The 14,442-nt window shown below is 65.5% G+C and carries 13 protein-coding genes; 2 read left to right on the top strand and 11 right to left on the bottom strand.

All coding sequences use genetic code 11. The features are described from left to right. The first annotated feature begins 16 nt into the window (after window positions 1-16). The gene (locus tag AC0L3J_RS26420) at window positions 17-1,657 is read left to right on the top strand and encodes an adenylate/guanylate cyclase domain-containing protein (RefSeq protein WP_473348826.1); all 1,641 of its coding nucleotides are present in this window, start codon (window positions 17-19) and stop codon (window positions 1,655-1,657) included. 77 nt (window positions 1,658-1,734) lie between these two features. Here AC0L3J_RS26420 and AC0L3J_RS26415 read toward each other — a convergent pair whose 3' ends face one another. The 10 genes from AC0L3J_RS26415 to proB all read right to left on the bottom strand — a co-directional run bounded on the left by AC0L3J_RS26415 (window position 1,735) and on the right by proB (window position 11,471). After that, window positions 1,735-2,235 (bottom strand): RNA pyrophosphohydrolase, encoded by a 501-nt coding sequence (locus tag AC0L3J_RS26415; protein ID WP_473348825.1) that lies wholly within the window; start codon window positions 2,233-2,235, stop codon window positions 1,735-1,737. A gap of 64 nt (window positions 2,236-2,299) precedes the next feature. Beyond that, window positions 2,300-2,803: an RNA pyrophosphohydrolase gene (locus tag AC0L3J_RS26410; protein WP_027566418.1), complete on the bottom strand. Its 504-nt coding sequence runs from the start codon at window positions 2,801-2,803 to the stop codon at window positions 2,300-2,302. Window positions 2,804-2,878: 75 nt separating this feature from the next. Further along, entirely contained in the window at window positions 2,879-4,111 is a 1,233-nt protein-coding gene (locus AC0L3J_RS26405; RefSeq protein ID WP_473348824.1) for a divergent polysaccharide deacetylase family protein, read from the bottom strand. A gap of 142 nt (window positions 4,112-4,253) precedes the next feature. After that, window positions 4,254-5,609, bottom strand: a complete 1,356-nt coding sequence (locus AC0L3J_RS26400) for a S41 family peptidase (RefSeq protein WP_473293630.1) — start codon at window positions 5,607-5,609, stop codon at window positions 4,254-4,256. Next, window positions 5,606-6,952: a murein hydrolase activator EnvC family protein gene (locus AC0L3J_RS26395; RefSeq protein ID WP_456766772.1), complete on the bottom strand. Its 1,347-nt coding sequence runs from the start codon at window positions 6,950-6,952 to the stop codon at window positions 5,606-5,608. The genes AC0L3J_RS26400 and AC0L3J_RS26395 overlap by 4 nt, the downstream gene beginning before the upstream one ends. A 33-nt stretch (window positions 6,953-6,985) precedes the next feature. Beyond that, window positions 6,986-7,468, bottom strand: a complete 483-nt coding sequence (gene rlmH / locus AC0L3J_RS26390; RefSeq protein WP_085348681.1) for a 23S rRNA (pseudouridine(1915)-N(3))-methyltransferase RlmH — start codon at window positions 7,466-7,468, stop codon at window positions 6,986-6,988. A gap of 98 nt (window positions 7,469-7,566) precedes the next feature. Continuing rightward, window positions 7,567-7,923, bottom strand: a complete 357-nt coding sequence (gene rsfS / locus AC0L3J_RS26385) for a ribosome silencing factor (protein WP_007604366.1) — start codon at window positions 7,921-7,923, stop codon at window positions 7,567-7,569. 238 nt (window positions 7,924-8,161) lie between these two features. Further along, window positions 8,162-8,806, bottom strand: a complete 645-nt coding sequence (locus AC0L3J_RS26380) for a nicotinate-nucleotide adenylyltransferase (RefSeq protein WP_473348823.1) — start codon at window positions 8,804-8,806, stop codon at window positions 8,162-8,164. 20 nt (window positions 8,807-8,826) lie between these two features. Further along, window positions 8,827-10,122 carry a glutamate-5-semialdehyde dehydrogenase gene (locus AC0L3J_RS26375; protein ID WP_473348821.1) on the bottom strand — a complete coding sequence of 432 codons (1,296 nt, stop codon included), beginning with the start codon at window positions 10,120-10,122 and terminating at the stop codon, window positions 8,827-8,829. 227 nt (window positions 10,123-10,349) lie between these two features. Beyond that, the gene (gene proB, locus AC0L3J_RS26370; RefSeq protein ID WP_247284906.1) at window positions 10,350-11,471 is read right to left on the bottom strand and encodes a glutamate 5-kinase; all 1,122 of its coding nucleotides are present in this window, start codon (window positions 11,469-11,471) and stop codon (window positions 10,350-10,352) included. Window positions 11,472-11,637: 166 nt separating this feature from the next. Here proB and AC0L3J_RS26365 point away from each other — a divergent pair, with 166 nt between their 5' ends. Beyond that, on the top strand, window positions 11,638-12,603 hold the full coding sequence (locus tag AC0L3J_RS26365; RefSeq protein WP_473348820.1) for a Bug family tripartite tricarboxylate transporter substrate binding protein: 966 nt from the start codon (window positions 11,638-11,640) through the stop codon (window positions 12,601-12,603). 147 nt (window positions 12,604-12,750) lie between these two features. Here AC0L3J_RS26365 and AC0L3J_RS26360 read toward each other — a convergent pair whose 3' ends face one another. Continuing rightward, window positions 12,751-14,385 carry an alkaline phosphatase family protein gene (locus AC0L3J_RS26360; RefSeq protein ID WP_473348819.1) on the bottom strand — a complete coding sequence of 545 codons (1,635 nt, stop codon included), beginning with the start codon at window positions 14,383-14,385 and terminating at the stop codon, window positions 12,751-12,753. Window positions 14,386-14,442: the final 57 nt, after the last annotated feature.

Below are 14,442 nucleotides of genomic sequence, written 5' to 3'. Positions count from 1 at the left end.
CGGGGGCCGGCCGCAGATGAAACGCAAGATCGCAGCGATTTTCGCGGCCGATATTGCCGGCTACTCGCGACTGGTCGCGGAAGACGAAGAGGAGACGCTGCGGCGTCTCGCCTCCTATCGCGAGGTCGTCGACGATTTCATCGCCAGGGCGGGCGGGCGCATCTTCAACACCGCGGGCGACGCCGTGCTCGCGGAATTTCCAAGCGCAGTCGATGCGGTGCGCTGCGCGATCGATATCCAGGAATCCCTGCGAACCCGCAACATGGCCTATCCGCCAAGCCGGCAGATGTCGTTCCGCATCGGCATCACCATCGGCGACGTGGTCGAGCGCGACGGCGATCTGCTCGGTGACGGCGTCAATATCGCCGCCCGGCTCGAGGGCCTCGCCGAGGTCGGCGGCATCTGCGTCTCCCGCGCGGTGCACGAGCAGGTCGCCAACAAGCTGTCGGTGCAGTTCGCCGATATCGGCGCGCAGGAGGTCAAGAACATCCCGACGCCGGTGCACGCCTACATGGTGGCGATGCGGCGCGGAGACGGCAGCTACGCAACGCCGCAGATCAAGAAGGTGGCGAAGGCTGCGCCCGCGCCGAACTGGATGTGGCCGCTGGTGGTCGGTGTCGTCTCCATCGTCGCCATCGGCGTCGGCGGCTTCCTCTATTTCACCAAGCTCGAGACCACGAGGGCGCCGGCGATCGCAGCGACCGTGCCAAGCCCTGCATCAAGCCCTGCATCAAGCCCTGCATCAAGCCCCGCACCAACAGCGCCAAGCCCGTCATCCACCATGGCCGCCAAAGCGCCGATGCCCATGCCGGCACCATCGGCTTCGCCGATGGGCGGCAAGTTTCCCGCCGACAGCGTCCCCTTCATCAACGAGCGCATCCGCAACTACCTGGCTGGCGACTATTCCGCTGCCGGCGACTACAAGGCGTTCGCGCTCAATGTCGGCGGGTTCACCGGCGCGTCGTTGAATCAGCCGAACGAGGAAGCGGCGCGCAACGCCGCACTCGATCAGTGTCAGAAGCGCGCCGATGCCGCGCAGTCGCCGCGGCGCTGCGAGCTCTATGCGGTCGGCAACAACGTCGTCTACACACACGGCAAGCCGCCGATGCCGCCGCAGCCGTTCGTCCGGCATGATGCCATGACCGAGCGCGCCTTTGCCTCGAAAGAGTTTCCGATGGTGCGCGATCCCGCCAAGGTCCGGCTCGAGAACATGTTCGTGCCCGCGGCAAAATCCCGCGCGGTCGCGCTCGGACCGGGCGGTCAATATTTCATGGTGATGGGCGCATCATCCGCCGACGATGCCGCGCGGCGTTCGCTGGAATCGTGCGGCGCGATCGCCGGCGTCGCCTGCCTGGTTGTCGCGGTCGACGAGAATTTCGTCGTGCCGATCCCGACCCTGCTCCGGATCACCGGCTTCTTCCACGCGACGTCGAGTGCCTCGATCGTCGCAGACGCGCGCGACGAGGTGGTGCGCAAGCTCGGAGATGGCATGGGCTGGAACGCCGTCGCGGTCGGCACCGCGGGCCGGCCAGGCCTCGGTGTGAGGGCCGCCGACGAGCAGTCCGCCGTCAATTCCGCGCTCGCCGACTGCGCCAAGCGCGACAGCGACTGCCACGTCATCGCGGTCGGCCCCTTCACGGTGGGACCGATCAATTAGGCTCGCGCAAATTTCCGGCGAAAGTTCTCTAATGATTTCAACCCCGTTCTACTGTGCATGGGGTTGTTTTGGCGTTTCTAGTTCGCGAACGGCGCAAACTGCTGCGCCACGGCGCTGTAGACGTGACGGCGGAACGGCACCACGACATCGGGGACGCGGTCGAGCCGCTCCCAGCGCCAGGCGTCGAACTCGGCGGGCTGTCCGTTGCGCGGCGTCAGCGGATCGATCTCGTCATCTTGGCCGGTGAAGCGCAGCGCGAACCATTTTTGGCGCTGGCCGCGGAATTTCGCCAGCCGATGCGTCTGCGGCCCGTCATAGGGCGGGAATTCGTAAGTCAGCCAGTCGGTCTCGCCGAGATAAATTGCGCTCTTGACGCTGGTCTCTTCCCAGAGCTCGCGCAGCGCGGCGTCGCGCAAATCCTCGCCCTCATCGACGCCGCCCTGCGGCATCTGCCAGTCGAGGCCCGGCAGGATGATCTCGGGTCCGTCGCCCTTGAAGCGGTGCCCGATCAGCACGCGGCCATCGGCATTGAACAGCGCGATTCCGACATTGGGACGGTAGGGTTTTTCAGTGCTCACGCGTGGATCTCTCGTCGTCATTTCAGGCGATGCATTAGCATCAAGCTGGAACGGCGACTTGAACTTAATCCTGCGCCAGCGGGGAAAATTCCTTCACCACGCGCTCGTAGACCGGGCGCTTGAACGGGACGATCAGCCCAGTCAGGTTCCTCATCGGCTCCCAGCGCCAGCTCACGAACTCGGCCTTGTGGCCGCCGCCGGGCTTTTCGACGTTGATCTCGCTGTCCTTGCCGGTGAAGCGGACCGCGAACCATTTCTGGCGCTGACCGCGGTAGCGGCCCTTCCAGGTACGCCCGGCGACCGTGCGGGGAATGTCGTAAGTGAGCCAGTCCGGAACCTCACCGAGCCGCTCGACCGAACGCACGCTGGTCTCCTCATAGAGCTCGCGCTTGGCGGCCTCCCAATTGTCCTCGCCGGGATCGACGCCGCCCTGCGGCATTTGCCAGACATGGGTGTCGTCGACATGCTCGATGCCGCCGGCACGCCGGCCGATGAACACCAGTCCGTCCTTGTTGAGCAACATCACGCCGACGCAGGTCCGGTAGGGCAGATCCTCGTAACGCGCCATTCCGCCAGACCTCTCGCATGCTGTCGGTAAGGCTGAAGCAGGCCCCGCGGGCCTGTGCCGTACCAATCCGTTGATTTAGCTGGATTTTGATTTCAGCATCGCGGTTGTCAATGGCACCAAAAGGATACCTCGGTCGCCCAATGTCTTGGTCCAGGCGCCGATGCGCTCGATCGAGACCGGGAGGGCGGAGGCGGTGCCCACGGCCACGCCGCGCTCGCGCGCCGCCGCTTCGAGCTTGGTCAGGGCGCGATCGATCTCGGCCGGGGTCGGCACCGCGTCGATCGCGATATCGCCCTTGCCGAACGGCATCGCCAGGCTGCCGGCGGCCTGGGGCGCGATGCTGCGCGGCGAGGAGCCGTCGTCGAAGAAGCCGAGGCCGCGCTTGGCCGCCTCGCGGATGATCGGCTGCATCGCCGGCTCCGTGGCGATGAAGCGCGCGCCCATGAAATTGGTGAGGCCGGCATAGCCCTGCATCCGGCTCAGATGCCAGTACAGCCGGTCCATGTTCTGGTCGGCACTGAGCGACGTCAGCAGCGTCTGCGGCCCCGGATCGTTGTCGGGGAAGTCATAGGGCTCCATCGGGATCTGGAGGAAGATCTCGTGGCGCTGGGCGCGGGCGCGCTCGGCGAGTTTTCCTGGATCGGAGCCATAAGGCGTGAAGGCCAGCGTCACCGCCGCTGGCAACCGCATGATGGCATCGGTGGTCTTGGCGGCGCCGACGCCGAGGCCGCCGATCAGGATCGCGACCACCGGCATCTTGGCGGCCTTGGCGCGGTCGGCATCCGCCGCATAGACGTTGAACGGCTTGAGGTCGCCGGACATCGCGGGGATCATGCCGTAGCGCGATTTCTCGAGGAGCTTTGGGTCGATCCCGGCCATGACGGGCGGCGGTGCGGAGGCCGAGGCTGCCTCGCTCTTGCCGGCGGGATCGCCACCGATCACCACGTCGTGGCGCGTGCCGGTGGAACCGTCGATCATGGTGACGGTCTTCTGCTCGCCCGCCTGCTTCGGTGCGTCCTTGGTCTCTTGCTTGCTTTCCTGCTTGCTGTCCTGGCCGTGGCCGGAAGCGGCCGGCTTGTCGTCGCCGGCCTTGTCTGCGGCACTGGGCTCGCGGATCGCGAGCCGCGTCATCGGCTCGCCGCCGAGCGGATCCTTGTTGAAGATGGCGAAGCCGGCAAAGCTGACCAGGAACAGGCCGAGCAGGACAACGAGCAGCTGCATGGCCGTGAACGGCAGCCGCAGCCGGCGTTTCCGGCGCGGCTTGTCCCGTCCGAGCGGGGCGCTCAGATCATCGGCCGTTTCAGTCATGCGCGATCCCGAATCACTCGAGACGACGATACCACGCCGAGGTCAAGCGGCGGCAGGCCGGGATAGGCCGGGGATAGCAGGAGTTCCAAGCAAAAAGGGCGGCTCCGGGAGCCGCCCTTTCGTCAGATCGCGATGCGCCGACTTAGTTCGCCGCTTTGGGCTTGTCGGCGGTGGCCTTGTCGCCGCCCGGCGTGGGAGCCGCGGAGGCGCTGTTCTTGATGCCGTGGAGCAGATCGTCGGCGAGCTTGAGCGCCTTGTCGTCCTTGGCGTCCGGCGGAACGTAGGACTGCGAGCCGGTCTTCTCGTCGCCGTCGTTCTTGAGATGGCCGCGCAGCGAAGCTTCGCCCTTGGTGTCGGTGCGCGACTTCAGCTCGTCCGGCACGTCCTGCAGCACTTCGATGTCGGGCACGATGCCCTTGGCCTGGATCGACTTGCCCGACGGCGTGTAGTAGCGCGCCGTGGTCAGACGCAGCGCGCCGTTGCCGCTTCCGAGCGGAATGATGGTCTGCACCGAGCCCTTGCCGAACGAGCGCGTGCCGACGATGGTCGCGCGCTTGTGGTCCTGCAGCGCACCGGCGACGATCTCCGACGCCGAAGCCGAGCCGCCATTGACCAGCACGATGACCGGCTTGCCCTTGGTGAGGTCGCCCGTATGCGCGGTCCGGCGCTGGGTCTCCTCGGCATTGCGGCCGCGGGTCGAGACGATCTCGCCCTTCTCCAGGAAGGAGTCGGAGACGGTGACCGCTTCCTCGAGCAGGCCGCCCGGGTTGTTGCGGAGGTCGATGACGTAGCCCTTCAGCTTGTCGCCGATCTGATTCGAGAGGTTGGCGACCTCGCGCTTCAGCCCTTCGGTGGTCTGCTCGTTGAAGGTGGTGATGCGGATATAGGCGATGTCGTCGGCCTCGACGCGGGCGCGCACCGAGCGGACGCGGATGTTGTCGCGCACCAGCGTGACGTCGATCGGATTGTCCTGGCCCTTGCGGATGATCTTGAGCTTGATCTTGGTGTTGACGGGGCCGCGCATCTTCTCGACCGCCTGGTTCAGGGTCAGGCCCTGCACCGCCTCGTCGTCGAGATTGGTGATGATGTCGTTGGCCATGACGCCGGCGCGCGAGGCCGGGGTGTCGTCGATCGGCGAGACCACCTTGATCAGGCCGTCTTCCATCGTGACTTCGATGCCGAGGCCGCCGAACTCACCGCGGGTCTGCACCTGCATGTCGCGGAAGCTCTTGGCGTCCATGTAGCTCGAATGCGGATCGAGACCGGTGAGCATGCCGCTGATCGCGGATTCGATCAGCTTGGTATCGTCGGGCTTCTCGACATAGTCCGAGCGCACGCGCTCGAAGACGTCGCCGAACAAATTGAGCTGGCGATAGGTGTCAGCGGTTGCGGCTCGCGCGCTGGAGCCCATGAAGACTGCGCGCGGTTGCGTCACGAACAGCGTCAGCGCCGCACCGGTGGCCGCGCTGAGGAGGATAACTGAAGTCTTGCGCATCATCCGCGAACCTTCTCGCCTTCATTTGCGGCCCACCATGGGCCTGGATCGATTGGAGTGCCGTCTTTGCGGAACTCGACATAGAGCACAGGTTGACTCGCGTTCGTGGCGAGAATGGAGGCGACTTGAGAAGTCGACCCCATGGTCGCGACAGGCTCCCCCGTGAGCACAAACTGACCGATGTTGACCGAAATGCGCTCCATCCCGGCGATCAGCACATGATACCCGCCCCCGGCATTGAGGATCAAGAGTTGTCCATAGCTGCGGAACGGGCCGGCATAGACTACCCAGCCATCACACGGCGTCGTGACCTGGGACCCGGGCCTGGTCGCCAGCGAAATGCCCTTCTGGACCCCGCCGAGCCCGTCCGAACCGCCGAAATCCCTGATCTTGTTACCGTTAACCGGAAGAGGCAGGAGGCCCTTGGCCGCGGCGAAGGCCATCGCAGGGGTGGTCCGGGAACGATCCTTGAAAGCGCCCGGGCCGGTCTTGGCGCTGGCGGCCGCGTTTGCAGCCGCCTTGGCCTCGGCCTGCCTGGCGGCCTCGGCCGCCTTCTCGGCTGCCTTGGCGGCACTTTGCAGATCCTGCTCCATCTTGGCGATCAGCCCCTGGAGATCGCCGACCTGTCTCGAGAGCGCGACGGCGCGCGCATTCTCGGCGTCGAGGTCCTTTTCGCGCGACGCCTGCTGGCGCTGCCGCTCGTCGACCAGAGCCGCGAGCCGGGTCTGGTCGTTGCGCACCTTGTCGCGGTCGGAGGCAAGCTGGTCGCGCTCGGTCGCGATGGTCTTGCGCAAGGCCACGAGCTCGCCGAGCTCGCTTGCGATCTTCTCGGCACGGCCGCGCAATTCCGGCACCACGGCACCGAGCAGCATCGCCGTGCGCAGCGATTGGAGCGCATCCTCGGGCCGCACCAGCAGCGCCGGCGGCGTCCGCCTTCCGGCGCGCTGCAAGGCCGCCAGCACCTCGACGATGTCGGCGCGGCGTAAATCGAGCGAGCTGCGCATCGCCTGCTCGCGGCCGTTCAGCGATCGCAGCCGCGCTTCGGCCTCGTCGATCTTGGTCTCCACGGTGCGCACATTGGCGGCGGTGTCGATCAATTGTTGATTGAGCTGGGTGCGGTCCTGGCCGAGCGAGGTGATCTCGGCCTTGAGCTTGGCCTGCGCTTCCTCCGCGCTCTTCTTGCTGGCGCGCGCGGCCTCGAGCTCCTGCTCGCGCTGCTTGATCGCATCGGGCGCGACGGCCGCAGTCTGCGGTGCAGGCGTCTGAGCTTGCGCGAGGCTTGCGCCCAAAATACTTGAGCCCATAACGCCGGCGATCAGCAGCTGGTTGAGAATTGGCGCTCGCATCGCTTTAGGCAAAGGTGCTCGTTGTGGCGCGGATCACGCGCGGTGATAGGGGTGGCCGGCCAGAATGGTGGCGGCCCGATAAAGCTGTTCCAGAAGCATGACGCGGACCATTTGATGCGGCCAGGTCGCAGAGCCGAACGCGATCGCGAGCTTGGCCTTACGGCGCAATTCGGGCGAAAGTCCGTCCGCCCCTCCGATCATGAAGATAGTATGACCGGCACCCTCGTCGCGCCAGCGCCCGAGATGCCGTGCGAATACGGTCGAATCCAGATTCTGGCCGCGCTCGTCCAGCGCCACCAGGACCGATTTTTCTGGGATATGGGCGGAGATCGCCGCGGCCTCTTCGGCCATCCGCGTCGCGGTATCGCGCGCGCGGCTTTCGGGCAATTCGTGGATGGCGAGCTCACGGAATCCGAGCTTGCGGCCGGCCTCGTCGAACCGCTCGAAATAGCGCTCGGCAAGCTCCCGTTCGGGGCCCTGCTTCAGCCGGCCCACCGCAATGACGGCTATGCGCATGATATGTTCAGGGTCGCGTTTTCTGGACCGCGCGCAATATGCGCGCGCACGACGCTAGCATGCGCGTCAGCCGATTCGAAATCGGCCAGCAGCCTCTCTCAGATCGCCTTCGCCGCCCCTGGACCCTGCGTGTACAATCTCTCGAGACTGTAGAACTCGCGGACCTCGGGTCTGAACACGTGCACGATCACATCGCCGGAATCGATCAGCACCCAGTCGCAATTGGGCAAGCCCTCGACGTGGATGTTCTTGATGCCGTTTTCCTTGAGGCCTTTGGCGACGTTCTCCGCGATCGCGCCGACGTGCCGGTTGGCCCGGCCGGTGGTGACGATCATGTAGTCGGAGTAGGCCGATTTGCCGCGAAGGTCGATGGTGACCGTCTCTTCCGCCTTCATGTCGTCGAGGCGGGAGAGGATCAGGCTCAGCGTCTTGTCGGCGTCGGGTTGCGCCTTCAAGGCCGCAGCTTTGGTCGATGTTTTACGCGTCGGCTTGGCAACCTTGGGTAAAACAGACTTCGGTGAAGCCGTCTTGGGTGAGGCTGTCTTGGACAATACAGATGTGGTCAGGGACCATTCCTTTCACTGTATCGCGAACGCCGAATCCGGCGCTCACTGGTTACACTACATCATGTGGGGTTAAGGGTTTCAATATGCCAGAGAGCCCGAAGGCCGCATGGCGCTCGCACAATCTGACTCACTTCGTACCTTTCCAGCTTCCGTCCGGGTTCCGTAAGCCGGTCGAGGAGAGATTCAGCTTCATGCCGGTCAGGAACACCCAGGCCGGGGCGGCCCGATCCGCAAGCAATGGCGCCTCATTCTCCGGCAAACGGTAGCGCCTGAGCGCCTGGGCGGCGGGAGAGGCGAGGGCGCGAAAACTCTGTGGCGGGCGGTCGATGACCGCGATCGGCACCTGATCGGCGATCCGCCGCCAGTGCTGCCAACGATGGAATTGAGCGAGGTTGTCGGCGCCCATGATCCAGACAAAGCGCAAGCCCGAGAGGCGGCGGCGCAAGGTGTTGATCGTATCGATGGTATAGCGCGTGCGAATGACGGATTCGAGACAGCTCACCTCGAGCCTGGGATCGTCGGCCATTTCGCGCGCCGCCTGCATGCGCTCGCCGAGCTCGTGCAGCGCGCCGTTCTCCTTCAGCGGATTGCCTGGCGTCACCAGCCACCACACCCGATCGAGCTGCAGGCGTTTCAGCGCGAACTGGCTGATCGCGCGATGGGCCTGGTGCGGCGGATTGAACGAGCCGCCGAGCAGGCCGATGCGCATGCCCGAAGTGTGGGTCGGTATGGCCTGCGCGAAGAAACGTGGCGCGACGAAATTGTTGCTCAATGCCCCGCGCCCTGCGTCGTCTACGGCCGCGTCTGCCCGGTGCCGTGAACGCGATATTTGAAGCTCGTCAGCTGCTCGGCGCCAACCGGGCCGCGGGCATGGAATCTGCCGGTGGCGATGCCGATCTCGGCGCCGAAGCCGAACTCGCCGCCGTCGGCGAACTGCGTCGAGGCGTTGTGCAGCACGATCGCGGAATCGACCTCGCTCAGGAATTTCTTCGCGGCGGTCTCATCGGCGCTCACGATCGCATCGGTATGATGCGAGCCGTGGTTCTGGATATGCGCGATCGCGCCGTCGACGCCGTCCACCACCTTCGCTGCGATGATCGCGTCGAGATATTCAGTGTCCCAATCGTCCGCGCTCGCGGGCTTGACGCGCGCATCGGTCTTTTGCACGGCATCGTCGCCGCGCACTTCGCAGCCGGCCTCGATCAGCATCTCGACCAGCGGCTTGAGGTTTTTACCGGCAGCGGCGCGATCGACCAGCAGCGTCTCGGCGGCGCCGCAGACGCCGGTGCGGCGCATCTTGGCGTTGAGCACGATCGACTTCGCCATGGCGAGGTCGGCGCTGCCGTCGATATAGACGTGATTGACGCCTTCGAGATGCGCGAACACCGGCACGCGCGCTTCCTGCTCGACGCGCGCGACGAGGCTCTTGCCTCCGCGCGGCACGATCACGTCGACGGCGCCGTTCAATCCCGACAACATCATGCCGACCGCCGCGCGGTCGCGCGTCGGTACCAGCGTGATTGCAGCCTCGGGCAGGCCCGCTTCGCGCAGGCCCTGCACCAAGCATTGATGGATCGCGCGGCAGGAGCGGAAACTGTCGGAGCCGCCGCGCAGGATCACGGCATTGCCCGACTTCAGGCACAGAACGCCGGCATCCGCCGCAACGTTGGGCCGGCTCTCGAAGATCACGCCGACGACGCCGAGCGGCACGCGCACGCGCTCGATGGTCATGCCGTTCGGCCGTTGCCAGCTCTCGGTGACGATGCCGACCGGATCGGCAATGCCGCGCACGATGCCGATGCCCTCGGCCATGCCCTCGACCCGCGCCGGCGTCAGCGTCAGGCGGTCGATGAAGGACGAGGTGGCGTTGCCTGAGGCGCGGGCCTCGGTGACGTCCTCGGCATTGGCGGCAAGGATCGCGGCTGCATTGTTGCGGATCGCCCGCGCCATGGCCTCGAGCGCCCGGTTCTTCTGCTCCGGCGGCGCCAGCGCCAGCACGCGCGCGGCAGCGCGGGCACGGGTACCGAGATCGGTCATCAGCGCCTGAAGATCGGCATTGCCGTCGACGGCTTTGAGGGGGGCAGCCATGGGAGTTTCAACCTTCTGCTAAGGCAGTGTCCTAGCACGGAAATCCCGCTTTTGCGAAGGGTCGGCAGGGTATGGCTGGTCTCCCGGTGTTGTGCCACCTCGGCCACTGGCCCAGCTCCGACGTCATGGCCGGGCTTGTCCCGGCCATCCACGCCTTGCCGCCAGCAAGAAAGAACGTGGATGCCCGGGACAAGCCCGGGCATGACGGTTTGGGTGCCTGCCGAGCGTTACCCGCCCATCACCAGATCATCGCGGTGGATCATCTCGGACCTCCCGCTGATGCCGAGGATGGCCATGACATCCGGGGAAGAGCGGCCCTTGATCCGCTCGGCATCGTCGGCGTCATAGGCGATCAGGCCGCGGCCGACCTCGCTGGTGTCGGGGCCGCGCACGATCACGGCGTCGCCGCGGGCGAACTGGCCCTCGACCTTGACGACTCCGGCCGGCAGCAGGCTGGCGCCCGCGCGCAGCGCCGCGACCGCGCCGGCGTCGATGGTCAGCGTGCCTTTCGGCTCCAGCGAGCCTGCGATCCAGCGTTTTCGCGAGGTGATGGGATTGGCCGGCGTCAGGAACCAGGTGCAGCGGCCGCCGTCGGCGACCGCCTGAAGCGGATGCTCGATCTTGCCCGAGGCGATCAGCATATGCGTGCCGCCGGTGGTCGCGATTTTTGCGGCTTCGACCTTGGTGCGCATGCCGCCGCGCGACAGCTCGGACTCGGCGTCGCCTGCGACGGCCTCGATCTCGGAGGAGATGCTGTCGACGACGGGAATGAGCTTGGCGTTCGGGTTGTTCTTCGGCGGGGCGTCGTAGAGCCCGTCGATGTCGGACAGCAGCACCAGCAGGTCGGCGCTCGCCATGGTGGCGACGCGCGCGGCGAGGCGGTCATTGTCGCCGTAGCGGATCTCGTTGGTGGCGACCGTGTCGTTCTCGTTGATCACGGGGATCGCGCGCCACTCCAGCAGCTTGCCGATGGTGGAGCGTGCGTTGAGATAGCGGCGGCGCTCCTCGGTGTCCTGCAGCGTCACCAGGATCTGGCCAGCGCCGATGCCGTGGGCGCCAAGCACCTCCGACCAGATGCGGGCGAGCGCGATCTGACCGACGGCAGCGGCCGCCTGGCTCTCCTCCAGCTTCAGCGGGCCGCGCGGCAGTTTCAGGCGGCTGCGGCCGAGCGCGATCGAGCCGGAGGAGACGACGAGAACGTCACGTCCCTCGCGATGCAACTTGGCCATGTCGTCGGCGAGCGCGGCAAGCCAGGACGCCCGCACCTCGCCCTTGTCGGAATCGACCAGCAACGCGGAGCCGACCTTGACGACGATGCGGCGGAATTGACTGAGTTCGGGACTGGCCATGTGTGTATGTGGTGCGTGTATGTGCTGGAGAGCGGCGCCGGTAAGGCCCGCTTTTGCAGCAGGACGATGGCCGGCGCAAGGCGGCAGGCCCGGTAAACGGCGCTTGTCCGGAGCGCCCGTCTGGCTCTAACTGTCGCCAACCATAATAGGCTCAAAGAGGAAACCAATGGATCGCCGCAACTTCATCGCCGGATGCCTCGGGTTGCCGTTGTTGGCGCAAGCGGGCGGGTCCCAAGCTCAGGCCGGGCTGACGAAAATGATCTTCCCGTTCGCGGCGGGAGCGGGCGGCGATACGCTGTGCCGGCTGATCGCGCAGGAGATGGCGCCGGCGCTGCAGCGGACCATGGTGGTCGAGAACCGCACCGGCGGTGACGGCCTGATCGGCATCAAGGCGGTGAAGGGGGGAAGCCCGGACGGAAGCATGGTGCTGGTGACGACCGGGCCCACGATGTACCTGCTGCCGATGGTGGAGACGGCCCCGAGCTTCGACACCGCAAAGGATTTCGTCCCGGTCTCGCTGCTGGCGCGGTTTGAGTTCGCCGTCGTCATCAATCCGACGATCGATGCCGCGGATTTCAAGGGGTTCGTCGCCTGGCTGAAGGCGCATCCGGACAGGGCGTCGTTCGGCGTGCCGAGCAACGGCACCATCCCGCATTTCATGGGCTCCAAGCTCGAGAAGGATCTCGGCATTGCCATGACGCGCGTGCCCTATCGCGGCAGCGCGCCCATCCTCAACGACATCATCGGCGGTCACATCTCGTTCGGCATCGTCACATTGGCGGACGCGCTGCCGCAGCATCGTGCCAAGGGCGTGAAGATCATTGCGGTCGCGAGCGCCGAACGTTCACCTTTTGCTTTGGAGGTGCCGACCTTGAAGGAGAGCGGCATCGATCTCGTCGCGGACGCTTGGTACGGCATGTGGCTTCCCGCCGGCAGCTCGCCGGAATTCGCAAGCAAGCTCGGCGCGGCCGCAAGCGCCGCGCTCGCCAAGCCCGAGGTGAAGGAGAAACTCACCGCGATCGGGCTGATCCCGGTCGGCAGCAGCTCGGAAGGTCTGACGAAGGAGCTCGCCGCCAACACGGCGTTTTGGCAGCCGATCGTCAAGGCGACGGGCTACAAGATCGAGAATTGAGTCTCTCCTCCGTCATTGCGAGGAGCTCTTGCGACGAAGCAATCCAGAATCTCTCCGCGAAAAAATCTGGATTGCTTCGCTGCGCTCGCAATGACGGCGTGGATGAATGTTCGATTGTATCGCTGTTGCAGACTTGCGGAGAGCAACTTAAAGCTTCGCGCGCTGCGCGATGCCGTCCTTGATCGACGCCAGCTCCGCTTCATCCCAGATGCCGATCAGGATGCCGCCCTTCACCTGGAGCTGGTTGTCGGCATAGGCGGCGATCTTCTCGCGCGAGGTCGTGATGTGGTCGTTGGGATGCAGCGCCCAGTCGAACAATTCGGCCTGCAGTCGCGCGATGATGCCGGCGCACTCAGGGTCGTCGCCGCGATCCAGAAACTCTTCCGGATCGCTTTCGAGGTCATACAGCATCGGCCTGAAGCCCGAGGCGTGGATGTATTTCCAGCGGCCGTCGAACACCATGAACAGGCGGCAGCGCTCGATCGGCTGGTTCAGCTTCAGCCGCACGTCCTGCATGACATAGTCGTATTCGGAGAACGCCACCTTGCGCCAATCCGGCGGGCTCTCGCCGCGCAGCAGCGGCAGCAACGAGCGCCCTTCGAGGATATGGCCCGGCACCTTGCCGCCGAAATAGTCGACGAAGGTCGGCGCGAGATCGATGGCTTCGACCAGCGCATCGTTGCGCGTGCCGCGCGTCGCATCGGCCTCCTTCGAGGGATCGATGATGATGAGCGGGATCTTCGCCGACTGCTCGTGGAACAGATCCTTCTCGCCCATCCAGTGATCGCCGAGATAGTCGCCGTGATCGGAGGTGAACACGATCATGGTGGTGTCCAGCAGATCGCGCGCCTCCAGAAACTTCATCAGCACGCCCATCTGGTCGTCGATCTGGGTGATCAGGCCCATATAGGTCGGGATCACCTTCTCGCGGGCCTCGTCGCGCGCCATGTTGCGGGAGTAGCGCATGTCCATATAGGCGCCGAACACCGGATGCGGATTTTGCCGTTCGCGCTCGGAGCGGATGACCGGGATCATGTCTGACGTCGAATACATCCTGGCGTAGGGTTCGGGCGCGATGTAGGGCCAGTGCGGCTTGATGTAGGACAGATGCAGGCACCAGGGCCTGCCGTCGGTCTCGGCCTCGCTGATGAAGTTCATCGCGCGTCGGGTCATATAGGGCGTCTCGGAATGCTCGTCCGGCACGCGCGCGGCCTTGTCGGCATGCACGAGCAGCCAGCCGTTTTGCAGGGAGCCGTCCTCGGCCGCACCTGAATTGGCCCAATGCTCCCAGGGATTGGGCGCATCAAACCCCTGCCGGCGCAGATATTCGTCGTATTTCGGACGCGGCCGCCCCGTGGGATGCAGGCCATCGTCGCGCTCATAGGGCTCGAACCCGCATTCGGCGACGTGCACGCCGATCATCGATTCCGGCGGGATGCCGAGCGCCTTCATGCCTTCGAGATCGGGCGCCATGTGGGTCTTGCCGACCAGCACGTTGCGCACGCCGAGCTTGTTGAGGTGATCGCCGAGGGTGGGCTCGCCGACGCGCAAGGGCCAGCCGTTCCAGTGCGAGCCGTGCGAGCGCATGTAGCGCCCGGTGTAGAACGACATCCGCGAGGGACCGCAGATCGGCGACTGCACATAGGCCTTGCTGAACAGCACGCCGCGCTTCGCCATGGCGTCAATGTTCGGCGTTTTCAGCGTGGGATGGCCGGTGCAGCCGAGATAGTCATAGCGAAGCTGGTCGCACATGATCCAGAGAACGTTCTTCGCGCGCGCCATGCGTGATCCCTGCCGTGTCTTGATTGCGGGATGCTGCGCTATCGAGGGCGCGAAGAC

The sequence above is a fragment of the Bradyrhizobium sp. Kon37 genome, from assembly GCF_055807535.1.
The sequence above is the reverse complement of the archived record's forward strand: the minus strand, read 5'-3'. Positions and strand labels throughout refer to the sequence as shown.